This window comes from Candidatus Mycolicibacterium alkanivorans (genome assembly GCF_022760805.1).
Lineage (GTDB): Bacteria > Actinomycetota > Actinomycetes > Mycobacteriales > Mycobacteriaceae > Mycobacterium > Mycobacterium alkanivorans.
In genome coordinates this window covers 2,265,290-2,287,459 of the sequence record NZ_JAIVFL010000001.1, presented here as the reverse complement: position 1 = coordinate 2,287,459, position 22,170 = coordinate 2,265,290, and the positions used below count along the sequence as shown (strand labels likewise).

The window sequence follows — 22,170 nt, the reverse complement described above, 5'->3', positions numbered from 1 at the left end:
GCCTGGACGCGGAATCAGCCGTCCAGATCCGCGTAGGCGGCCAGCGCCGCGGTCGCCGCCTCGCGCACCCGGGCCACCAAGGACTCGGGCCCCAGCACCCGCACGTCGGGACCGAAGCCCAGCACCAGCCGGCTCATCCACTCGTCGGAGGCGTAGGTCATCGCCGCCTCGCAGTAGCCGGCGGGTAGCTCTTCACGAACCCGCATCGGGTAGTACTCGAGCATCCACGACGCCGTGGGCGCCACCAGCAGGGTGGCCGCGGGCAGTGCGGGGTCGGCGTCGAACAGCGAGGTGTCCGGGCCGGCTTGCACGGCCGGTGCCGGCGGCGCGGACGGTTCGTCGAGCACACCGGCCTCGACGATGCGGTCGAACCGGAACAGCCGCACGCTCTCGGCCTCGCGGGACCACGCCTCCAGGTAACTGTGGTCACCGACCAGCACCACGCGGATCGGGTCGACGATGCGGGTGGACAGCATGTCGCGCGACGCCGAGTAGTACTCGATGCTCAGGGCACGCCCGCCGCGCACCGCGGTCCGCACCGCCGCGGCGGCCTCGCTCTCGATCGGGGCCTGCTCCTCGACTGCGGCCGCGGCATGGGTCTGGTCATGCGCGATGGTCCCCGCCGCCGACTCGATCTTGGCGATGGCACTGCGGGCCGCCGCCGGGTCCACCACACCGGGGATGTCGACCAGCGCGCGCAACGCCACCAGCAGTCCGGTGGCCTCCGGTGAGGTCAGCCGCAGCGGGGCGTCCACGCCAGCGGTGAACGTCACGTTGATGGTGTCGTCGGAGAACTCGAAGTCGATGAGGTCACCCGGCCCGTACCCGGGCAGCCCGCACATCCACAACTGGTCGAGGTCCTGCTGAAGCTGCTTTCGGGTGACGCCCAGATCGGCGGCGGCCTCCTCGTAGGTGATCTGGGGGTTGGCCTTGAGGTACGGCACCATGTTGAGCAGCCGGACCAGGCGGGTGGAAACCGGACTCATGCGCAACCCGCCTGAGCCTTCAACCGCGCCACCACATCCTCGCGCAGCGCAGCCGGTTCCAGAACCAGCGCGTCGGCCCCGTAGCCCGTGATCTCACGGGCGAGGCGGTCGCGGGTGCCCAGATCCAGTTCGAGGACCTCGCCGGCCCGGCCGCCGATGGTGCGCGCGCCTTTCGATGTCCCGGCACGTCGCAGCGCCGCTGCCCGTCCGTCGGCCACCCACACCGTCGCCGTCACGCCGCTGGGCGCCTCGCCGATGGCCTTGTCGACGATCGCGCGCAGGTCCACCCCGTCCGGGCGGCTCACCGATCCCGGCGGCCCAACGGTTTCCACGTCGGCACCGATGCGGGAAAGCCGAAATGTGCGGGTGGCGTCGCGGTCCCGATCATGGCCGACCAGATACCAGCGGCCCCGCGCGGTCACCACACCCCACGGCTCGACAGTGCGCTCGGTGAAAGGCTCGGTGGGCAACGGCCGGTGCCGGAACCGGACAGCTTGCCCAGAGTTGATGGCGGACAACAGGATTCCGAGAACGTCTTCAGAGCCGCGCAGTCCGGGCGGGCCCGACGGTGTGGTGATCGCGACCGCACCGTCGGGGTCGACGTCGACACCGGCGGCCCGCAGCTTCAGCAGCGCGCCCTGGGTCGCGGTGATCAGCTCGGGTGACTCCCACAATTGCGCGGCGACAGCAACCGCGGCCGCCTCCTCGGCGGTGAGCTCGATGTCGGGCAGCGCGTAGGCGTTTCGGTTGATGCGGTACCCCTCGGCGGGGTCGAAGGAGGAGACCCGGCCGGTCTCCAACGGGATGCCGAGGTCGCGCAGCTCGTTCTTGTCGCGCTCGAACATCCGCGAGAACGCTTCGTCGCTCGGGCTTTCGGAGTACCCGGCCACGCTGGCGCGGATGCGCTCTGCGGTGAGGTAACCGTGGGTGGACAGCAGGGCGATGACAAGATTCATCAGCCGCTCGACCTTGGATGTCGCCACTCGCCCAACCTTAGCCGGGATGGGTGCGCCGGTCGTGCGGCGCGCTCGTCACATGCTGGCGATGAGCCGCTTCACCCGCTCGTCGACCGAGCGGAACGGGTCCTTGCACAGCACCGTGCGCTGGGCCTGATCGTTGAGCTTGAGGTGCACCCAGTCGACCGTGAAGTCGCGGCCGGCCTCCTGGGCGGCGGCGATGAACTCGCCGCGCAGCTTGGCGCGCGTGGTCTGCGGCGGGGTGTCGACGGCGGCCTCGATCTCCTCGTCGGTGGTGATCCTGGTCGCCAGTCCCTTGCGCTGCAGCAGGTCGAACACGCCGCGCCCGCGCTTGATGTCGTGGTACGCCAGATCGAGCTGGCTGATCTTCGGGTCGGACAGCTCCATGCTGTAGCGGTCCTGGTAGCGCTGGAACAGCTTGCGCTTGATCACCCAGTCGATCTCGGTGTCGACCTTGGCGAAGTCCTGGCTCTCGACGGCGTCGAGTTGACGGCCCCACAGGTCGACGACCTGGTCGATCTGGGTGTTCGGCTCGCGGGTCTGCAGGTATTCGACCGCCCGCGCGTAGTACTCGCGCTGGATGTCCAGCGCGCTGGCCTGCCGCCCGCCGGCCAGCCGCACGAGTCTGCGACCGGTCAGGTCGTGGCTGACCTCCCGGATCGCGCGGATGGGATTGTCCAGCGAGAAGTCCCGGAACGCCACGCCGGCCTCGATCATCTCCAGCACCAGCGAGGCGGCGCCGACCTTGAGCATGGTGGTGGCTTCGCACATGTTGGAGTCGCCGACGATGACGTGCAGGCGACGGTACTTCTCGGCGTCGGCGTGCGGCTCGTCACGGGTGTTGATGATCGGACGCGACCGTGTGGTGGCGCTGGAGACGCCCTCCCAGATGTGCTCGGCACGCTGCGAGAGGCAGAACGTCGCGGCTTTCGGCGTCTGCAGCACCTTGCCTGCGCCGCAGATCAGCTGGCGGGTGACCAGGAACGGCAGCAGCACGTCGGAGATCCGGGAGAACTCCCCGGCCCGCACGATCAGGTAGTTCTCGTGGCAGCCGTAGGAGTTGCCCGCCGAGTCGGTGTTGTTCTTGAACAGGTAGATGTCCCCGCCGATGCCCTCGTCGGCCAACCGCTGCTCGGCGTCGATCAGCAGATCCTCCAGAACCCGCTCACCCGCGCGGTCATGGGTGACCAGCTGGACGAGGTTGTCGCACTCGGCGGTGGCGTACTCGGGGTGGCTGCCCACATCCAGGTACAACCGCGCGCCGTTGCGCAAAAAGACATTCGAGCTGCGGCCCCACGACACCACGCGACGGAACAGATACCGGGCTACCTCGTCCGGGCTCAGTCGGCGATGGCCGTGGAACGTGCAGGTGACACCGAATTCGGTTTCGATGCCCATGATCCTTCGCTGCACACAGTCGAGCGTACTGGTTGCTGTGGACCAGCGGTGTGCAAGCGCTCAGTGAAACGCCTTCGGATCTATGCGGATTGCCCTGTGGATCGCCGAATTCGCGCCGCCTGTCGCCATGTCAGCATCAGCCATGCCCGAACCCGTCGGCCTCGACGCATCCGCACTGAGCCGGCTCACCGAGCGCGTCGCGCAGGCAGGTGCCGAACTGTCCGCCATGTCGATACCCGGCGTCGAGCAGTTACCCGGCTCGGCCCTGGCCGGTCTGGCCGGACCCCGGCGCGCGGCCGCTGACGTGCGCAGACACGGCACGACGGTACAGGCGTGGGCCGACACCGCCCGTCGCATGGCCGGTGAGCTGTCAGCCGCCGATCAGGCCGGCGCCGACCGCGTTGGCCTGCGATGACGCGTCCTACCGTAGCCGAGGTGGTGGCCTGGCACCCGGAAGCGCTGAACGCCTTGGCCGCCGAGTGGGACGACGCGGCGGGCCTGTTGCAGGCACACGCCGACGCCGTCGAGGGGGCCGTGCGGCCGGGCGGTTGGACGGGTGTCGCCGCGCAGGCCGCCCACGATGCACTCTCCCCCGTGGTAGCCGAACTGCGGCAGCTGAGCCGGGCGCTCGTCGTCGCCGCCGCGGAAGCGCGGGACGCCGCGCTGACCGTCGGCCACGCCCGTGACCAGGTCCTGGTGGTGCTGGCCCAGGCGAAACAGGCCGGGTGCGCGGTCGCCGACGACGGCACAGTCGGACCACCTACCGCGTCGAGCCTGATGACGGCATGCAGCGGCGGTTCACCGGCGGTCGCGGGTGCCATTCTCACCGGCCGGCTTCAGGCCGCGCTGGACGGGCTCGGTGATGCCGACCGCGCTGCGGCGCAGGCGATAGACGCCGCGTTCGACGTCGGACCGTCGTCTGCACCGGTGCGTCCGGCCGGAGTGGTCGGCCCCGGCGTCAGCGACTGGCCGACCCTGAGTCAGGACCGGATCGCCGCGCAGATCGGCGCGATGTCCCCCGACGAGCGCGAACGGCTGGTCGAGCAGCGACCCCGCGAGGTCGGCAACACCGACGGGGTGCCGTGGCAGATGCGGCTGGCGGCCAACCGGATCAACATCGCCACCGCGATCCTCGACGAGCGCCGCACCCTCGACCGCCCAGTCGAGGACAAGCTGCGCGCCGCCATCTCGCCGACCCTGAGTCCGGCCGACGCCGAACGGCTCTGGGCAACCCTGCACGCCGACCCGGCGCTGCGGGCCGCGGCGATCGCCGTCCACGACCGTGACGCCCGCCGCCGGATCGCCTACTACGAGACGCTGCTGGCCGACGTCCCCGACCCGGTCGACCGCGAGCGCCGGGTGCCGCGGCAGATCCTGGCGTTCGACCCGGCGCGATCTTCACTGATCGAGCTCTCCGGCGACCTGGGCCGGGCCCGCGCGCTCGGCGTGCTGGTGCCGGGGTTGAACACGACGTTCGACGGCTCGGCCGACGACGTGGCCACCGCCCGCCGGTTCGTCGCGGGCTCGGGCGGGGACGTCGCGATGATCACCTACCTCGGCGGACCGTTCCCGACCGGGGTGCTGGCGGCTGGTTTGGCCGACGCGGCGGACGCCCGCTACGCACTGGACATGGCGCCGCGGCTGGTCGCGTTCAGCGAGGACGTCGAGCGGCAGGCCGGGAACCGTCCGGTGACCTACATCGGCCACTCCTATGGCGGTTCCATCGTCGGAACCGCCGAGCGGTTCGGGCTCACCGCCGACCGGGTGATCTTCGTCGAGGCGGCCGGGGCCGGCGTCGGCGTCCAGAGCCCCGCCGACTGGCACGACCGCAACCCCACCGTGATCCGGTTCAGCATGACCGCGCCCGGCGATCTGATCAGTGCCGTGCAGGGCATCCCGTTTGGACCGCACGGCGCCGACCCCGACGAGATGCCCGGTGTCGTCCCACTGTCCGCCGGCCGGCGGCTGACGGGCGGGCCGATGATCGGGCCGTCGACGCACAGCGACGTGCTCACCGAACCGTCCGACGCGTGGCGCAACATCCTGGCGGTGATCACCGGCGACCGCGCGCACATCCGGGTGGGATAGCGGGCATGGTTTCGCTGGGCGCCGCGACGGGCTAACCGGCGCTGTCATCCTCGGGGGCAGCTGCTGATTCCGAATCATCTTTCTGCAGTAGGGCTTCCACCGCCGCACCGGTGATCCGGCGGAATGCCCGCCGCGGACGGTTGGCGTCCAGAATCGCCACCTCCAGCGTTGAGGACCCCAGCGCGCGGGGCTCGCTCGGCGGGGTGGCGTTGGTGCTCGTGCTGGCGATCCCGGCGCGCAGCGCGCCGACGGCGATTCTGACCGCGTCGGCGAGTTCGGCGTTCTCCGAGTAGGAGTCCTTGAGCGCACCGATGATCGGGTCGGTCGTGCCGCCCATCACCACGAAGTGCGGCTCGTCGGCGATTGAGCCGTCATAGGTGATCCGGTACAGCTCAGGGGGTTTCGTCTCGCCGTAGTGGGCCACCTCGGCCACGCACAGCTCCACCTCGTAGGGCTTGGCCTGCTCGGTGAAGATCGTGCCCAGCGTCTGCGCATAGACATTGGCCAGCTGTCGTCCGGTGACATCGCGACGGTCATACGCGTAGCCGCGGGTATCGGCGAACTGGATGCCGCCCCGGCGCAGGTTGTCGAATTCGTTGAACCGGCCGACCGCGGCGAAACCCACCCGGTCGTAGAGCTCGCTGACCTTCTGCAGCGACCGCGACGGGTTCTCCGCGACGAACAGCACACCGCCGGCGTAGGCCAGCACGACCACACTGCGGCCCCGGGCAATGCCCTTGCGCGCGAGCTCGGAACGCTCACGCATCGCCTGCTCAGGCGAGATGAAATATGGGAAGCTCACTAGTCCACCCGCGGTGCTTCGTTGCTCGGACCCTTACCTGGGCCGAATGTGTTTGTCGCAGAACGTGCTTCGATCACGTCACGGGCCAGCCTGGAGATCCGCTCCTCGGAGACCTCGGCCGCGCCTTCGGCTTCGATGGTGACCGCGGTCGGGAAGATTCCCCGGACCAGGTCCGGCCCGCCGGTGGCGGAGTCGTCGTCGGCCGCGTCGTAGAGCGCCTCGACGGCGGCCTTCAACGCCGAATCCGCGTCCGTCACATTGGCATACAGCTTCTTGATCGACGACTTGGCGAAGATCGAGCCCGAGCCTACCGACTGATATCCCTCTTCCTCGATGTTCCAGCCACCGGCGGCGTCGAACGACACGATGCGGCCCGCGGCGAGCGGGTCGGGATCGTCGAGGTCGTAGCCGACCAGAAGGGGCAGTGCGACGAACCCCTGCAGAGCCGCACCGAGGTTGCCGCGCACCATCGTCGACAGGCGGTTGACCTTGCCGCGGAAGGTCAGCGGCACCCCTTCGACCTTCTCGTAGTGCTCGAGTTCGACGGCGTAGAGCCGGGCGAACTCGACGGCGATGGCCGCGGTGCCCGCGATGCCGGTGGCCGTGTAGTCGTCGGTGATGTACACCTTCTGCACATCACGCCCGGCGATCATGTTGCCCTGCGTCGAGCGGCGGTCACCGGCGATCAACACACCGCCGGGGTACCGGAGGGCCACGATCGTGGTGCCGTGCGGCAGTGCGTCCCCGGTGGCGGTCGTGCCGGAGACCGCGCTGGTCGGCAGCAGTTGCGGTGCTTCGCGGCGCAGGAACTCGGAGAACGAGGACAGATCGGACAGAGACGAACTGGCGGCCAGGCGATCAGAGAACGGCCAGGTCACTGTCCGCCCTTTTGAACGTATGCGCGCACGAAGTCCTCGGCGTTCTCCTCGAGGACGTCATCGATCTCGTCGAGCAGATCGTCGGTCTCCTCGGCGAGTTTGTCGCGACGCTCCTGCCCGCCGGCGCCGTTGCCGGAGAGGTCGTCGTCCTCGCCGCCTCCGCCACCACGCTTGGTCTGCTCCTGAGCCATCGCTGCCTCCTGCTCGTCATCGGCGGCCATGTCGTGCCATGCGGCACGGGCCACCGGTTCTTCCACCCTACCGGTCACGACCGGTATTGCTCGGTCTAACGATCGTCAGGTCGTCAGTTGTTCCACCAGTTCCGCGGCGCTGTCGACCGAATCCAGCAAGGCGCCGACATGGGCTTTGCTGCCCCGCAGCGGCTCCAGCGTCGGGATCCGGACCAGCGAGTCGCCGCCCAGGTCGAAGATCACCGAGTCCCAGCTCGCCGCGGCGATGTCGGCGCCGAACCGGCGCAGGCATTCACCGCGGAAGTAGGCACGAGTGTCCGTCGGCGGGTTGTCCACGGCGTCGATCACCTGCTGTTCGGTGACCAGGCGCTTCATCGACCCGCGGGCTACTAGTCGGTTGTACAGGCCCTTGTCCAGCCGCACATCGGAGTACTGCAGATCCACCAGGTACAGGCGGGGTGCCGACCAGCTCAGGTTCTCCCGGTTGCGGAAACCCTCGAGCAGGCGCAGCTTGGCCGGCCAGTCCAGCAGCTCCGCGCAATCCATCGGATCGCGTTCGAGCAGATCCAGGACGTGCGCCCAGGTTTCGAGGACGTCGGTGGCCCGCGGATCGGGGTCGCGGGCGTCGACCAGCTTGGCCACCCGGTCGAGGTAGATGCGCTGGATCGCCAGCGCCGTCAGCTCCCGGCCGTCGGCCATCGCGACAGCGGCCCGAAGCGACGGGTCGCGGCTGATCACGTGGACCGCATGCACGGGCCGGGCCAGCGCCACGTCGGACAGGTCCAGACCGTGCCGCAGGCCCTCCTCGATGAGGTCGAGCACCAGCGAGGTGGTGCCGACCTTCAGATACGTCGAGGTCTCGGCCAGGTTGGCGTCGCCGATGATGACGTGCAGCCGGCGGTATTTGTCGGCGTCGGCGTGCGGCTCGTCGCGGGTGTTTATGATGCCCCGCTTGAGCGTGGTCTCCAGACCAACCTCGACCTCGATGTAGTCCGAGCGCTGCGACAGCTGGAAGCCGGGCTCATCACCCGACGGGCCGATGCCGACCCGGCCGGAGCCGGTGACGACCTGGCGCGACACCAGGAACGGCGTCAGCCCGGAGATCACCGACGAGAACGGCGTCTGCCGGCTCATCAGGTAGTTCTCGTGCGTGCCGTAGGAGGCGCCCTTGCCGTCGACGTTGTTCTTGTACAACTGCAGCTTGGCCGCTCCGGGCACGCTGGCCACGTGCCGGGCAGCGGCTTCCATCACACGCTCGCCGGCCTTGTCCCAGATCACCGCATCGAGCGGATCGGTGACCTCGGGGGCGGCGTACTCGGGATGGGCGTGGTCGACATAGAGCCGCGCACCGTTGGTCAGGATCATGTTGGCCGCGCCGATCTCGTCGGCGTCGACGATCGGCGGCGGGCTCGAGGACCGGCTCAGGTCGAAGCCGCGGGCGTCGCGCAGCGGCGATTCCACCTCGTAGTCCCAGCGGGTGCGCTTGGCCCGCTGGATGCCGGCGGCCGCGGCGTATGCCAACACCGCCTGAGTCGAGGTCAGGATCGGATTGGCGGTCGGGTCGGACGGCGAGGAGATGCCGTACTCGACCTCGGTTCCGATAATCCGTTGCATGTGCGCAAGCCTATCTGTCCGCCAGGCGCGCCTCGCGGCCGGAGCACGGGAGATACGACAGGGGTGAGCCGATCGGCCCCGCCGCTGGCCCGCCTACTCGCTGGAGTTCTGAGAGCCCAGCGGTTAGAGGTACTGGCCCAGGTTCGACTCGGTGTCGATCGCCCGCGACGCACTCGAGCTCTTGCCCGTGACCAGCGTGCGGATGTAGACGATCCGCTCACCCTTCTTGCCCGAGATCCGGGCCCAGTCATCGGGATTGGTGGTGTTGGGCAGATCCTCGTTCTCGGCGAACTCGTCGACGATCGAGTCGAGCAGATGCTGGATGCGCAGACCCCGCTGCCCCGTTTCCAGCACCGACTTGATCGCGTACTTCTTCGCGCGGTCGACGACGTTCTGGATCATCGCACCGGAGTTGAAGTCCTTGAAGTACATGACTTCCTTGTCACCGTTGGCGTAGGTGACCTCCAGGAACCGGTTGTCGTCGATCTCGGCGTACATCCGGTCGACGACCTTCTCGATCATCGCCCTGATGCACTGTCCGCGGTCGCCGTCGAACTCGGCCAGATCGTCGGCGTTCACCGGCAGGCCCTTGGTGAGGTACTTCGAGAAGATGTCCAGCGCCGCTTCGGCATCCGGCCGCTCGATCTTGATCTTGACGTCCAGGCGGCCGGGCCGCAGGATCGCCGGGTCGATCATGTCCTCGCGGTTGGAGGCGCCGATCACGATGACGTTCTCCAGGCCTTCCACACCGTCGATCTCGCTCAGCAGCTGCGGCACGACAGTGGTCTCCACGTCCGAGCTCACGCCGGTGCCGCGGGTCCGGAAGATCGAGTCCATCTCGTCGAAGAACACGATCACCGGAGTGCCCTCGGACGCCTTCTCGCGCGCCCGCTGGAAGATCAGCCGGATGTGGCGCTCGGTCTCGCCGACGAACTTGTTCAGCAGTTCCGGGCCCTTGATGTTGAGGAAGTACGACTTCGCCTCGCGGGCGTCGTCGCCGCGGACCTCGGCCATCTTCTTGGCCAGCGAGTTGGCCACCGCCTTGGCGATCAGCGTCTTGCCGCAACCCGGAGGGCCGTAGAGCAGGACACCCTTGGGCGGCCGCAGCGAGTACTCCCGGTAGAGGTCCTTGTGCAGGAACGGCAGCTCCACGGCGTCGCGGATCTGCTCGATCTGGCGGGTCAGACCGCCGATGTCGGAGTAGGCGACGTCGGGCACCTCTTCGAGCACGAGGTCCTCGACCTCGGCCTTCGGGATGCGTTCGAAGGCGTAGCCGGCCTTGGTGTCGACCAGCAGCGAGTCACCGGGACGCAGCTTGCGCGCGCGCTGGTCGTCGTCGAGGTCCTCGGCCACCTCCGGAGGCAGGTCCTCCATGGCGACCAGCGGCTCGGCCAGCCAGACGATGCGCTCCTCGTCGGCGTGGCCGACCACCAGGGCGCGGTGGCCGTCGGCCAGGATCTCGCGCAGCGTGCTGATCTCGCCGACCGCCTCGTAGTGGCCGGCTTCGACGACGGTCAGCGCCTCGTTGAGCCGGACGGTCTGGCCCTTCTTCAGCGACTTGACGTCGATGTTGGGCGAGCACGTCAGCCGCATCTTGCGGCCCGAGGTGAACACGTCGACGGTGTCATCGTCGTGGGAGCCCAGCAAGACGCCGTAGCCGCTCGGCGGCTGGCCCAGCCGGTCGACCTCCTCGCGCAGCGCGAGCAACTGCTGCCGCGCCTCCTTGAGGGTGTCCATCAGCTTGGCGTTGCGCGCCGCCAGGGAGTCGATTCGCGCCTCGAGCTGGTGCACGTCGCGGGCGCTGCGTGAGCTTTCCTGACCGATCGCGTTCTCCAGCTGCTCGCGCAAGATCGCTGCCTCGCGGCGCAGCTGCTCCAATTCGGCAGCGTCATCGCCGGACAGCTGTGGGTCTTCGTGCAGTGACTCAGTCATGTTGCGCTCCTTTCCCGCACCGAGAGTTGGTGCGGCGGATACCTCAACGCTACCGGCCAATGGCCGATCATGTACGCCCGAGGAATTTCGACACACTGGCAACACTGTTAACCTGTTGAGTGAGTCGGGATGATCGAAAGGACAGTCGTGACCCTGAAACACCTCGCCACGGGTATGGCGGCCGCCGCAATCGTCGGTGGCGTTGCCGCCGGTGTGACCTCGGTTGCATTCAGTACGCCGATGACCTCGCCCGCCGTGCAGCCGGTCGTGTTCGGCGCCCCGCTGCCCCAGGCACCGGCCCCCGAGTTGCAAAGTGCGCTGGTGGCCACGCTCGACGGGCTGCAGAGCCGCGGCTCGTTCTCGGGCTCCAAGGCCTCCTACATCCAGGGCGGTCTGGGCCGGATCGAGGGCATCACCGCCGACCGCGCCTTCAGCAACGCCTCCGCCAAGGGCTACTTTCCGCTGAGCTTCACCGTGGCCGATATCGACCAGGAAGGCCCGACCGCGACGGCGAATGTCACCGCGACCGCGGCCACCGGCGCGTCGGCCAGCCAGAGCATCCAGTTCATCGCAGGTCCGAGCCCAACCGGCTGGCAGCTGACCAAGTCATCGGCGCTGGCGTTGATGTCCGCCGCCAGCTGAGCCGCCGCTGGATGCGTCGCAACCCGACAGCAGCGCTGAGCGCCGCCACAATCGTGGCGGCGCTCGCGCTGTCAGGGTGTTCCAACCACGACGAATCCACACCCGCCCCGAACCCCGCCCCCACCCCAGCAGTCCGGCGTGGCAGCGCCACCGCAGTCCCCCAGCGCCGCGCTGCCGCCCCCGAGGCGCTGACCGATGTGCTCTACCGGCTGGCCGATCCGCCGTCAAAGGCGCCGACAACCTGCAGCTCATCGAGAACACGACGCCGGATGACGCGGGGACGATCGACCGGTTCGCCGCCGCGCTGCGCGACAACGGGTTCAACCCGCTGACGTTCACCGCCACCGGCATCATGTGGTCGGACCGCCGGCCCGCCGACGCGCTGGCCACCATCAACGTCACGACGTCCAATCCGGCCAACCCGGGCGGCTTCTCCTTCCCCATGGAATTCCGCCCGCACGACGGCGGCTGGCAGCTTTCCCGGGAGACCGCCGACATGCTGCTGGCGTTCGGCAACGCGCGCACCGACGCAGCCGGAGCCCCCAGCCTGCCCGGGCCACCATCCCCGGCGCCCACACCGCCCAGCCCAGCCCTGCCGCCCGCCGCTCCGACGCCGACGCCCTGAATGTGGATCGGCTGGCTCGAGTTCGACATCCTGCTCGGTGACGTGCGCTCACTGAAGGAGAAGCGCTCGGTGGTGCGGCCGATCGTCGCCGAACTGCAGCGCCGGTTCAGCGTCTCTGCGGCGGAAACCGACTCTCTTGATCTGCACCGCCGGGCCGGCGTCGGCCTGTCGGTGGTCGCCGCCGACCCGGCCCATGTGATCGACGTGCTCGACGCCGCCGAACGGCTGGTCGCCTCCCGTCCCCAGATCGAGCTGTTGTCGGCGCGGCGCGGCCTGCACCGCAGCGACGACTAGGTCGCAGCCCGGCAATCAGGTCGGAAGTCGCTTGCGCCGCAACGGCGTTGGCGTGATGGTTCCCGGGGCCAGCCGGCGCGCGGAGATCAGGAACGCGGTGTGGCCGCGCATGTTGTGCTCCGGGCGCACCGCGAGCCCGACGACGTTCCAGCCGCGCTGCAGTGTCTCCCAGGCCCTCGGTTCGGTCCAGCACTGCTGTTCGCGTAGCGCCTCGACCGTCTTGGACAACTGGGTCACGGTGGCCACGTAGACGATCAGCACGCCGCCGGGGATCAACAGCCGCGCCACGGTGTCGAGCACGTCCCACGGTGCCAGCATGTCGAGCACCGCCCGGTCGACGGAGGCCTCGGCGAGTTCGGAGTCGACGAGGTCGCCGACGATGAGCCGCCAGTTCTCCGGGGTCTGCCCGAAGAAGGTGTCGACATTGCGCCGGGCGTGCTCGGCATGGTCGTCGCGTACCTCGTAGGAGATCACCTCGCCGGCGGGTCCGACGGCGCGCACCAGCGAGCACGTCAGCGCTCCGGACCCGGCGCCGGCCTCCAGGACCCGGGCGCCCGGGAAGATGTCGCCCTCGTGGACGATCTGGGCGGCGTCCTTGGGGTAGATCACCTGGGCGCCGCGCGGCATGGACATCACATAGTCGATCAGCAGCGGGCGCAGCACCAGGAAGGCGTCGCCGTTGGTGGACTTGACCACGCTGCCCTCGGGCAGGCCGATCACCGTGTCGTGGGCGATGGCTCCGCGGTGGGTGTGGAACTCGCTGCCCGGCGACAGGATCATCGTGTAGTGCCGGCCCTTGGGGTCGGTGAGCTGAACGCGGTCCCCGACAACGAAGGGCCCGGTCCTTCGCGGGGCTGCCGCGCGCTCAGTCACAGCCGTTCAGCCTGCCATAGCGGACTCGCCGCACCGCGCGGGCTCGCCATGTCGGTGTCCGCGCCTAGGCTTCGGCCTATGTCTGATCGGGCGACCACTGAGCGACCGCGGCCCGCGCTGTCGCCGTCGCGGGCCGCCGATTTCAAGCAGTGTCCGCTGCTGTACCGGTTCCGGGCGATCGACCGGCTGCCGGAGCCGCCATCCACCGCGCAGCTGCGCGGGTCGGTGGTGCACGCCGTTCTGGAGCAGCTCTACGGGCTGCCTGCCGTCGAGCGCGGCCCGCAGACCGCGCTGTCCCTGGTCGACCCGGCCTGGGACCGGGTGCTGGCCGGCCACCCCGAGCTGACCGTGGGGCTCAGCACCGAGGAGCGCGCGCAGCTGCTGGCCGACGCCCGTGCGCTGCTGTCCGGCTACTACCGGCTTGAGGACCCCACCCGCTTCGACCCGGCGAGCTGCGAACAGCGCATCGAAGTGGAGCTGGCCGACGGCACCCTGCTGCGCGGATTCGTCGACCGCATCGACGTCGCGGGCACCGGCGAGGTAAGGGTGGTGGACTACAAGACCGGCAAGGCCCCGCCGGCAGCGCGGGCGCTGGCGGAGTTCAAGGCGCTGTTCCAGATGAAGTTCTACGCGGTGGCGCTGCTGCGCTCGCGCGACGTGCTGGCCACCCGGCTGCGGTTGATCTATCTCGCCGACGGTCAGCTGCTGGACTACACCCCTGATCTCGACGAGTTGCTGCGCTTCGAGAAGACCTTGATGGCGATCTGGCGTGCGATCCAATCAACCGGTGCGACAGGCGATTTCCGCCCCAACCCGTCTCGGCTGTGCGGCTGGTGCAGTCACCGCGCGCTGTGTCCGGTCTACGAAGGCACCCCGCCGCCCTACCCGGGCTGGCCTGAGCGGCTGGGCGAGCCGGCCGCACGACGGTGATGCCGCGGTGTACGAAGACGCCGCGGGCGCGCGGGTCCATCGGCACCTCGGCGCAGACGCTGCTGGCGCAGCGGCGCTGATTCAGAGCACGCTGACCAGAACAGCGACCGCCACACCGCCGACCGCCGCGACCACGTCTTCGAGCACGCCGATCGGCAGGTCGCGGCCGCCGGTCGCACGGACCAGTCGGGTGCGCGCCTCGTAGCCGCCGATGGTGCCCAGCACGGCACCGATGATGCCCATGCCGAGGCTGCTCCACGGATAGCCCCACGCGGTTCCGAGCACCGCGCCGGCGAAGCCGCCTGTGACAAGCCGCGTCACGAACTGCACCGCCGTCTTGCGGCTGGGGGTCTGCTCCATCTGGTCGGAGATCAGCTCGGCGACGGCGATCACCGTCAGCACCGTCACGGTGGCCCAGTGGCCCACCCATGACGCCCAGGTTCCGGAGAGGTTGATCCAGTCGAGGAACGCCGCCCATGCCATGACTGCCGGTGCGGTGAAGGCCCGCAGGCCGGCAATCACCCCGATGAGCAGGGCCAGCAGCAGAACGAGTGCGTGGGTCACACGCGGACGCTAGCACGGCCCTCCTGGCCGATTTCAGAAGCGACAGAACCTGATGTCGGAGGCCAGGATCGCCTTGGCGCCGATGGCCGCCAGTTCGTCCATGATCGCGTTGACGTCGCGGCGCGGCACGAGGGCGCGGACCGCTACCCAGTCGGGATCGGCCAGCGGCGCGATGGTCGGCGATTCCAGGCCGGGGGTGATCTCGGTGGCGCGCTGCAGTACCGGGCGCGGGCAGTCGTAGTCGAGCATCAGGTACTGCTGGCCGAACACCACGCCCTGCACCCGGGCGGCCAGCTGGTCCCGCGCGGCGCGGTTGGCGTCGGCGCCGTCATCGGTGCGCTCGACGAGCACCGCCTCGGAATCGCACAGCGAATCGCCGAAGGCCACCAGGTTGTGCAGGCTCAGGGTGCGACCAGAGCCCACCACGTCGGCAATCGCGTCGGCCACACCGAGTTGGATCGAGATCTCGACCGCGCCGTCCAGCCGGATCACCCTCGCATCAATGCCCTTGTCCCGCAGGTCTTTTCGAACAAGATTCGGGTAAGCGGTGGCGATTCGCTTGCCGGCCAGATCAGCGACGGACCAGTCTCGGCCGGCCGGGCCGGCATACCGGAAGCTGGACGAGCCGAAGCCCAGTGCCAGCCGCTCGTGCACGGGCGCCTCGGATTCGGCCGCCAGGTCGCGGCCGGTGATGCCGAAGTCGAGCTGGCCGGAGCCGACGTAGATGGCGATGTCCTTGGGCCGCAGGAAGAAGAACTCGACACCGTTGGCCCGGTCGATGACGGTGAGGTCCTTGGGGTCGCTGCGCCGGCGGTAGCCCGCCTCGGAGAGGATCTCTGCGGCGGATTCGGACAGGGCCCCCTTGTTGGGGACGGCGACGCGCAACATGGCAGCCATCTAGAGCTTCCGGTAGATGTCGTCGAGGCTCAGACCACGGGCCACCATCAGTACCTGCGTCCAATACAGCAGCTGACTGATCTCCTCGGCCAGCGCCTCGTCGGGTTCGTGCTCGGCGGCCAGCCAGACCTCACCGGCCTCCTCGAGGATCTTCTTGCCGAGGCTGTGCACGCCGGCGTCCAGGGCGGCGACGGTGGCGCTACCCGCGGGACGCGTGCTCGCACGCTCCCCCAGCTCGGCGAACAGTTCCTCGAAGGTCTTCACGGGCTGCGATTGTTTCATGGCGGCCGATGCGCCGTCACGGCGGTTTCCCGTGGGCCTGCGAGCCGGGGCTCGGCGCCAAGACCGACGACGTCGCCGGGTATTACTTCATCGGCGCCAGCGCAGCTGGCGCTGCGTCATCGTGACCCGCACCTGGGCGGGCTGCCAGGCGTCCGGCGGCGGGCTCGGTGTGACGGGTGCGCCGCAGACCGTCACCGACGATCGCGGCCAGAGCGTCACTCCGAACGCGATCCTGGTGCGCTCTCCTGCGTCAGTGAAGACCGACAAGGGCCTCACGTTCTCGACATCCGGGGCCGCCTGGCAGTACACCGACGTGCCGTGACTGTGGCTCGGGGCCCTGCCCGGCCATGCGGCGTCCCTTCCGCCGCTCCGCGCAAACGAAGTAACGACTACCTTCGCACAGTCAGACCGTCGACACGCCGATATTGACCGGCAGCCTCACGCGGAGCGTTCGCCGAGCCCGAGCTGCAGTTCGGCGTAGATCTCACGCAGTTGCGGGATGCCCACCTGCGTGAGCGACGAAACGTGCCGGCGCCGCGGGGTGATCGGAACCTCGACGTCGTTGGGCACCACCAACACCGGGCAACCGGCGTCCTCGGCGGCAGCGGTGCCGGCGATCGAGTCCTCGATCGCCAGACAATCACCCGCGCCGAAATCTAGCAGTTCAGCGGCGCGGAGGTAGACGTCCGGAGCGGGCTTCCCCGCCGGGACCTCGTCACCGCAGACAGTCACCGAAAAATATTGCCTTCCAATGCTATTCAGCGCGTTTTCGGTCAGGGCCCGACGGGTGTTGGTCACCAGTGCCATCGGGACGTCGGCGGCCAGTAACGCGTCGAGCAGTTCCCGAGCGCCAGGACACCACGGCAAACCGGTCGTGAACAATTCCCCGACGTAGTCGTGCATCCAGTCAGCAACCTCTGCCATGTGCTCCGGGTTCGGATCCAGACCCAGATCGTCGAACACGATGCGGATCACCCCGTCGGCCGAACCGCCCACCGTGGCGCCGCGGACCTCGGGTGCCAGCACCCGCCCACGACGGCGATACAGCTCGTTGATCGCGACATCCCATAGCTTTTCGGAGTCGACTAGGGTGCCGTCCATGTCCCACAAGACCGCTCGCACCGCACGATTGTGCCACGCCTACCGATCCGTAGGGCTCAGTCCTCCGGGTCGTAGCCGAGGTTCGGGGCGAGCCAGCGCTCGGCTTCCTGCGTGGTCCAGCCCTTGCGCTTCGCGTAGTCGGCGACCTGGTCCGCGGCTATCCGTCCGACCACGAAGTACTGCGACTGCGGGTGCGAGAAGTACCAGCCGCTGACGGCAGCGCCGGGCCACATCGCCATCGACTCGGTCAGCTCGATGCCGGTCCGGTTCTTGACGTCCAGCAACTCCCAGAGCGTCGTCTTCTCGGTGTGTTCCGGGCAGGCCGGGTAGCCGGGGGCAGGGCGGATCCCGCGGTACTTCTCACCGATGAGGGCCTCGTTGTCCAGGCGCTCGTCGGGCTGGTATCCCCAGAACTCCGTGCGGACCCGCTGATGCATCCGCTCGGCGAACGCTTCGGCCAGCCGGTCGGCGAGCGACTCCAGCAGGATCGCGTTGTAGTCGTCGTGGGCCGCCTTGAACTCTGCGATCTTGTCCTGGCTGCCGAGCCCCGCGGTGACGGCGAACGCGCCGATGTAGTCGGCCAGACCCGTGTGTTTGGGCGCGATGTAGTCGCCCAGTGACCGGTTCGGGATGCCGTCCCGGTGCTGGCCCTGTTGGCGCAGGTTGTGCAGCGTGGCCAGCACCCGGGTGCGGGTCTCGTCGGTGTAGACCTCGATGTCGTCACCGACCGCGTTCGCCGGGAAGAACCCGATCACCCCGTTGGCCCTCAGCCACTTTTCCTTGATCAGGGTGTCGAGCATCTCCTGGGCGTCGTCGTAGAGCTTGCGGGCGGTCTCGCCCGAGGCCGGGTTGTTGAGGATGTCGGGGAACCGGCCCTTCATCTCCCAGGCGTTGAAGAATGGCTGCCAGTCGATGTATTCGCGCAGCTCGGCGAGGTCGTAGTCACCGAACTCCCGCACGCCGAGGCCCTGCGCGGGCGCCGGTGGCGGGTAGCCGTCCCACTCGATCGGCGTCCGGTTGGCGCGCGCCTTCTCCAGCGTCAGCATCGGCCGCTCGTTCTTCTGAGCATGCCGTTCGCGAAGGGAGGCGTAATCCTTCTCGGTGGCCTCCAGCAAGGCTGGACGCTGCTTGTCGTCGAGCAGTGCCGCAGCGACCGGCACCGAGCGGGACGCGTCCTTGACCCAGACCACCGGACCGCTGCGACGTGGCGCCACCTTCACGGCCGTGTGCGCGCGCGACGTGGTCGCGCCACCGATCAGCAGCGGAATCTGCAGACCCTCGCGTTCCATCTCGACGGCGAAGTTGACCATCTCGTCCAGGGACGGGGTGATCAGACCGGACAGCCCGATGATGTCGGCGTCGTGCTCTTTCGCGGCGTCCAGGATCTTGCTCGCAGGCACCATCACACCGAGGTCGATCACTTCGAAGTTGTTGCACTGCAGGACGACTCCGACGATGTTCTTGCCGATGTCGTGGACATCGCCCTTGACGGTCGCCATGATGATCGTGCCGTTGGTGTCCTTACCTACCCCGTCATCTGGGGTGGCGCCTGCCGCTTTTTTTTCCGCCTCGATGTACGGCAGCAGGCAGGCCACGGCCTTCTTCATCACCCGGGCCGACTTCACGACCTGGGGCAGGAACATCTTGCCCGCGCCGAAGAGGTCACCGACGACGTTCATGCCGTCCATCAACGGGCCCTCGATCACCTCGATGGGGCGACCGCCTGCGGCGGCGATTTCGGCCCGCAATTCCTCGGTGTCGGCGTCAACATGGGCGTCGATGCCCTTGACCAGGGCGTGGGTGATCCGCTCGCGGATCGGGAGGCTGCGCCACTGCGCCGCCGCCGGGTCCTCGGCCTTGTCCGTGCTGTTGAACCGCTCGGCGATCTCCAGGAGTCGTTCGGCCGCATCCTTGCGACGGTTCAGGACGACATCCTCGATGCGATCCCGTAACTCGGGGTCGATCGAGTCGTAGGGCACCAGCGCACCGGCGTTGACGATGCCCATGTCGAGGCCGGCCTTGATGGCGTGGAACAGGAACACCGCGTGGATCGCCTCGCGGACGGGGTTGTTGCCCCGGAACGAGAATGACACGTTCGAGATGCCGCCCGAGATGTGCACCCCGAGAAGGTTTTCCTTGATCCAGGCGCAGGCCTCGATGAAGTCGATCCCGTAGGTCGCATGCTCCTCGATACCGGTCGCCAGTGCGAAGCAGTTCGGGTCGAAGATGATGTCCTCGGCCGGGAAGCCGACCTCTTGGGTCAGGATCCGGTAGGCGCGGCTGCAAATCTCCTTGCGGCGTTCCAGGTTGTCGGCCTGACCCTGCTCGTCGAAGGCCATGACGACGACGGCGGCGCCGTACTTGCGGCACAGCCGTGCCTCGCGGACGAACTTCTCGCCGCCCTCCTTCATGGAGATCGAGTTGACGATCGGCTTGCCCTGCACGTTCTTCAGGCCCGCCTCGATGACCTCCCACCTGGAGGAGTCGATCATCACCGGGACGCGGCTGATGTCCGGCTCGGCCGCGATCAGCTTGGTGAACCGGTCCATCGCGGCGACACCGTCGATCATGCCTTCGTCCATGTTGATGTCGATCACTTGCGCACCGACCTGGACCTGCTGCAGGGCGACCGATAGCGCGGTGTCGTAGTCCTCAGCCTTGATCAGGTTGCGGAACCGGGCAGAGCCGGTGATGTTGGTGCGCTCACCGATGTTCACGAACAGCGAGTCGTCGGTGATGTTGAGCGGCTCCAGGCCGGCGAGCCGGGTGGCGACCGGGATCTCCGGCACCTTCCGCGGCGGCTTGCCCTCGACGACCTTGACGATTTCGGCGATGTGCGCCGGTGTCGTTCCGCAGCAACCACCGACCAGGTTGACCAGACCCGCCTCGGCGAATTCGCCGAGGTAACCGGCCTGACGCTTCGGGGACTCGTCGTACTCGCCGAAGGCGTTGGGCAGGCCGGCGTTCGGGTAGCAGGAGACGAAGGTGTCCGCGATGCGCGCCATCTCGGCGATGTACGGCCTCATCTCCGGCGCGCCCAGTGCGCAGTTGAGGCCTACCGCAATCGGCTTTGCGTGCCTGATCGAGTTCCAGAACGCTTCGGTGACCTGACCGGACAAAGTCCGTCCGGACGCATCGGTGATGGTGCCCGAGATGATCACCGGCCAGCGGCGTCCGCGGTCCTCGAACAGCGTCTCGATGGCGAACACTGCCGCCTTGGCGTTGAGCGTGTCGAAGATCGTCTCGACGATGAGGATGTCGGCACCGCCGTCAACCAGGCCGTTGGCGGCGTCGAGGTAGGCGGCAACCAGTTGATCGTAGGAGACGTTGCGGGCTCCCGGATCGTTGACGTCCGGCGAGATCGACGCGGTCCGCGTCGTCGGCCCCAGCGCCCCGGCGACGTAGCAGGGCCGCTCTGCGGTGCTGAACTCGTCGCAGGCCTTGCGGGCCAGCGCAGCGCCGGCGTAGTTCAGTTCGTAGCTCAGCTCCGACATGCCGTAGTCGGAGAGCGAGACCGCGTTCGCGTTGAACGTGTTGGTCTCCAGGATGTCGGCGCCCGCCTCGAGGTACTCGCGGTGGATGCCGGAGATGATGTGCGGCTGTGTCAGGGTCAGCAGATCGTTGTTGCCCACGAGATCGCTCGGCCAGTCTTTGAACCGCTCGCCGCGGTAACCGGCCTCGTCCGGCCGGTCCCGCTGGATCGCCGTGCCCATCGCACCGTCGATCACCACGATCCGCTGGCTCAGAGCAGCTGTCAGCTCGTCGGTGCAGTCGGGCCGGATGTTCGGCTCAAAGTTGTCCTGCTCAGGGGTGGTCACGTGCACTCCTTCCGTGGCGGAAGGCGTCCTTGACTCTGCCGAGCGTGGCGGATACCGGTACGGACCCGGAACCGTTGCAACGCCTCTCGACCCGAAAAGTCTACGTCGTCAACCATCTGAGCGACGTCTGGACGCTCGCGGATCCTGTCGACAAGGTAGTAGTTACCGGGTTAACCAGATTGCAGCCGAACGTATTTCGTCTCGTTGCAGCCCTCCAGTGCGCGGAAGTCGTCGAGGGTCAGATCGGCGGCCTGCAACTGCGTGCCCATGGCACACCAGGGTTGTCGGTCGGAGACGGCTCACCGCAGCCGCGCAAGCCTTACGCTGAACTGGTGACTCCGTCGAGCTACAGCGGTGCCAAGGGCCCGGACCTGCCCGAACTCCGCAACACCATCATTGTTGCGGCGTTCGAGGGCTGGAACGACGCCGGCGACGCGGCCAGTGATGCGGTCGAGCATCTCGACGCGATCTGGGAGGCCGAGACGATCGTCGAGATTGACGACGAAGCCTATTACGACTACCAGGTGAATCGCCCCGTCATCCGGCAGGTCGACGGCGTCACCCGCGAACTGGTGTGGCCGTCGATGCGCATCGCGCACTGCCGCCCGCCGGGCTCGGATCGCGACATCGTGCTGATGCACGGCGTGGAGCCCAATATGAGGTGGCGCACGTTCTGCGCAGAGCTGCTCGCGATCGCCGACAAGCTCAACGTCGACACCGTCGTGATCCTGGGCGCTCTGCTGGCCGACACGCCGCATACCCGGCCGGTGCCGGTGTCGGGTGCGGCCTATTCCCCCGAGTCGGCCAAGTTCTTCGGTCTCGAGGAGACCAGGTACGAGGGGCCGACCGGGATTGCCGGGGTGTTCCAGGACGCGTGTGTGGCCGCCGGCATCCCCGCGGTGACGTTCTGGGCTGCTGTTCCGCACTACGTCTCGCAGCCGCCCAATCCGAAGGCCACCGTCGCGCTGCTGCGCCGTGTCGAGGACGTCCTCGACATCGAGGTGCCGCTGGGTGAGCTGCCCGCCCAGGCCGAGGAGTGGGAGCAGGCCGTCACCGAGATGACCGCCGAGGACGAAGAGATCGCCGAGTACGTGTCCGCCCTCGAGCAGCGCGGCGACGCCGAGGTGGACATGAACGAGGCGCTGTCGAAGATCGACGGCGACGCGCTGGCCGCGGAGTTCGAGCGCTATCTGCGCCGGCGGGGTCCGGGCTTCCGGGGCTGAGTTCCGATGTGGGGATAATCGACGACGGGTGCGTGGCAGGACGCCGCGGTCCATG

The 22,170-nt window shown here is 68.4% G+C and carries 21 protein-coding genes and 2 pseudogenes; 8 read left to right on the top strand and 15 right to left on the bottom strand.

The window, feature by feature from the left end:
* Positions 1 to 14: 14 nt before the first annotated feature.
* Genes K9U37_RS11465 through pafA form a run of 3 tightly spaced genes read right to left on the bottom strand, consistent with a single transcriptional unit; the run spans position 15 to position 3,376 of the window.
* Entirely contained in the window at positions 15 to 986 is a 972-nt protein-coding gene (locus K9U37_RS11465) for a helix-turn-helix transcriptional regulator (RefSeq protein WP_243071793.1), read from the bottom strand.
* Positions 983 to 1,969 carry a helix-turn-helix transcriptional regulator gene (locus K9U37_RS11460; RefSeq protein WP_243071792.1) on the bottom strand — a complete coding sequence of 329 codons (987 nt, stop codon included), beginning with the start codon at positions 1,967 to 1,969 and terminating at the stop codon, positions 983 to 985. Before K9U37_RS11460 ends, K9U37_RS11465 begins: the two co-directional genes overlap by 4 nt.
* 48 nt (positions 1,970 to 2,017) lie before the next feature.
* A complete protein-coding gene (gene pafA, locus K9U37_RS11455) occupies positions 2,018 to 3,376 on the bottom strand; it encodes a Pup--protein ligase (protein ID WP_243071791.1) in 1,359 nt (452 codons plus the stop codon).
* 127 nt (positions 3,377 to 3,503) lie between these two features.
* Here pafA and K9U37_RS11450 point away from each other — a divergent pair, with 127 nt between their 5' ends.
* Both K9U37_RS11450 and K9U37_RS11445 read left to right on the top strand, forming a co-directional pair.
* Positions 3,504 to 3,776, top strand: a complete 273-nt coding sequence (locus K9U37_RS11450; RefSeq protein WP_243071790.1) for a DUF7162 family protein — start codon at positions 3,504 to 3,506, stop codon at positions 3,774 to 3,776.
* Complete coding sequence (locus tag K9U37_RS11445; protein ID WP_243071789.1) at positions 3,773 to 5,449, top strand: alpha/beta hydrolase; 1,677 nt, start codon at positions 3,773 to 3,775, stop codon at positions 5,447 to 5,449. The genes K9U37_RS11450 and K9U37_RS11445 overlap by 4 nt, the downstream gene beginning before the upstream one ends.
* 31 nt (positions 5,450 to 5,480) lie before the next feature.
* Here the strand turns inward: K9U37_RS11445 and prcA are convergent, their stop codons facing one another.
* The 5 genes from prcA to arc all read right to left on the bottom strand — a co-directional run bounded on the left by prcA (position 5,481) and on the right by arc (position 10,866).
* Positions 5,481 to 6,251: a proteasome subunit alpha gene (prcA, locus tag K9U37_RS11440; protein WP_243071788.1), complete on the bottom strand. Its 771-nt coding sequence runs from the start codon at positions 6,249 to 6,251 to the stop codon at positions 5,481 to 5,483.
* Complete coding sequence (prcB, locus tag K9U37_RS11435; RefSeq protein ID WP_243071787.1) at positions 6,251 to 7,129, bottom strand: proteasome subunit beta; 879 nt, start codon at positions 7,127 to 7,129, stop codon at positions 6,251 to 6,253. Before prcB ends, prcA begins: the two co-directional genes overlap by 1 nt.
* Complete coding sequence (locus K9U37_RS11430; RefSeq protein ID WP_108059026.1) at positions 7,126 to 7,320, bottom strand: ubiquitin-like protein Pup; 195 nt, start codon at positions 7,318 to 7,320, stop codon at positions 7,126 to 7,128. The genes prcB and K9U37_RS11430 overlap by 4 nt, the downstream gene beginning before the upstream one ends.
* A 105-nt stretch (positions 7,321 to 7,425) precedes the next feature.
* A complete protein-coding gene (dop, locus tag K9U37_RS11425; protein ID WP_243071786.1) occupies positions 7,426 to 8,934 on the bottom strand; it encodes a depupylase/deamidase Dop in 1,509 nt (502 codons plus the stop codon).
* Positions 8,935 to 9,057: 123 nt separating this feature from the next.
* Positions 9,058 to 10,866, bottom strand: a complete 1,809-nt coding sequence (gene arc / locus K9U37_RS11420; RefSeq protein ID WP_243071785.1) for a proteasome ATPase — start codon at positions 10,864 to 10,866, stop codon at positions 9,058 to 9,060.
* Positions 10,867 to 11,013: 147 nt separating this feature from the next.
* Here arc and K9U37_RS11415 point away from each other — a divergent pair, with 147 nt between their 5' ends.
* From K9U37_RS11415 to K9U37_RS11405, 3 genes and pseudogenes are all read left to right on the top strand, one after another.
* The gene (locus K9U37_RS11415) at positions 11,014 to 11,508 is read left to right on the top strand and encodes an MTB12 family secreted protein (RefSeq protein ID WP_372489502.1); all 495 of its coding nucleotides are present in this window, start codon (positions 11,014 to 11,016) and stop codon (positions 11,506 to 11,508) included.
* A gap of 11 nt (positions 11,509 to 11,519) precedes the next feature.
* Positions 11,520 to 12,133, top strand: a pseudogene (gene lppK, locus K9U37_RS11410) (lipoprotein LppK).
* On the top strand, positions 12,134 to 12,427 hold the full coding sequence (locus tag K9U37_RS11405; RefSeq protein WP_243071783.1) for a DUF503 domain-containing protein: 294 nt from the start codon (positions 12,134 to 12,136) through the stop codon (positions 12,425 to 12,427). It begins immediately after the preceding pseudogene.
* A 15-nt stretch (positions 12,428 to 12,442) separates the two neighbouring features.
* On the opposite strand, the gene trmI is transcribed toward K9U37_RS11405, so the two are convergent.
* Positions 12,443 to 13,300, bottom strand: coding sequence for a tRNA (adenine(58)-N(1))-methyltransferase TrmI (gene trmI, locus K9U37_RS11400; protein ID WP_243071782.1), 858 nt, complete (start codon positions 13,298 to 13,300; stop codon positions 12,443 to 12,445).
* A gap of 78 nt (positions 13,301 to 13,378) precedes the next feature.
* Here trmI and K9U37_RS11395 point away from each other — a divergent pair, with 78 nt between their 5' ends.
* A complete protein-coding gene (locus tag K9U37_RS11395) occupies positions 13,379 to 14,230 on the top strand; it encodes a RecB family exonuclease (protein ID WP_243071781.1) in 852 nt (283 codons plus the stop codon).
* Between the two features lie 81 nt (positions 14,231 to 14,311).
* On the opposite strand, the gene K9U37_RS11390 is transcribed toward K9U37_RS11395, so the two are convergent.
* Genes K9U37_RS11390 through K9U37_RS11380 form a run of 3 tightly spaced genes read right to left on the bottom strand, consistent with a single transcriptional unit; the run spans position 14,312 to position 15,973 of the window.
* Positions 14,312 to 14,794 carry a DUF4126 family protein gene (locus K9U37_RS11390; protein WP_243071780.1) on the bottom strand — a complete coding sequence of 161 codons (483 nt, stop codon included), beginning with the start codon at positions 14,792 to 14,794 and terminating at the stop codon, positions 14,312 to 14,314.
* A 33-nt stretch (positions 14,795 to 14,827) separates the two neighbouring features.
* Positions 14,828 to 15,682 carry an ATP phosphoribosyltransferase gene (gene hisG, locus K9U37_RS11385; RefSeq protein WP_243073340.1) on the bottom strand — a complete coding sequence of 285 codons (855 nt, stop codon included), beginning with the start codon at positions 15,680 to 15,682 and terminating at the stop codon, positions 14,828 to 14,830.
* 9 nt (positions 15,683 to 15,691) lie between these two features.
* Complete coding sequence (locus tag K9U37_RS11380) at positions 15,692 to 15,973, bottom strand: phosphoribosyl-ATP diphosphatase (RefSeq protein ID WP_243071779.1); 282 nt, start codon at positions 15,971 to 15,973, stop codon at positions 15,692 to 15,694.
* Between the two features lie 121 nt (positions 15,974 to 16,094).
* Here K9U37_RS11380 and K9U37_RS11375 point away from each other — a divergent pair, with 121 nt between their 5' ends.
* Positions 16,095 to 16,295 (top strand): hypothetical protein, encoded by a 201-nt coding sequence (locus tag K9U37_RS11375; RefSeq protein ID WP_243071778.1) that lies wholly within the window; start codon positions 16,095 to 16,097, stop codon positions 16,293 to 16,295.
* Between the two features lie 116 nt (positions 16,296 to 16,411).
* Here K9U37_RS11375 and K9U37_RS11370 read toward each other — a convergent pair whose 3' ends face one another.
* The 3 genes and pseudogenes from K9U37_RS11370 to K9U37_RS20500 all read right to left on the bottom strand — a co-directional run.
* Positions 16,412 to 17,095 carry an HAD family hydrolase gene (locus tag K9U37_RS11370; RefSeq protein WP_243071777.1) on the bottom strand — a complete coding sequence of 228 codons (684 nt, stop codon included), beginning with the start codon at positions 17,093 to 17,095 and terminating at the stop codon, positions 16,412 to 16,414.
* Between the two features lie 35 nt (positions 17,096 to 17,130).
* Entirely contained in the window at positions 17,131 to 20,892 is a 3,762-nt protein-coding gene (metH, locus tag K9U37_RS11365) for a methionine synthase (RefSeq protein WP_243071776.1), read from the bottom strand.
* Positions 20,893 to 21,026: 134 nt separating this feature from the next.
* Positions 21,027 to 21,161 (bottom strand): annotated as a pseudogene (locus tag K9U37_RS20500) (hypothetical protein); the annotation flags it as partial.
* Positions 21,162 to 21,224: 63 nt separating this feature from the next.
* On the opposite strand from K9U37_RS20500, the gene K9U37_RS11360 reads away from it, so the two are divergent.
* Positions 21,225 to 22,115 (top strand): PAC2 family protein, encoded by an 891-nt coding sequence (locus tag K9U37_RS11360; protein ID WP_243071775.1) that lies wholly within the window; start codon positions 21,225 to 21,227, stop codon positions 22,113 to 22,115.
* Positions 22,116 to 22,170: the final 55 nt, after the last annotated feature.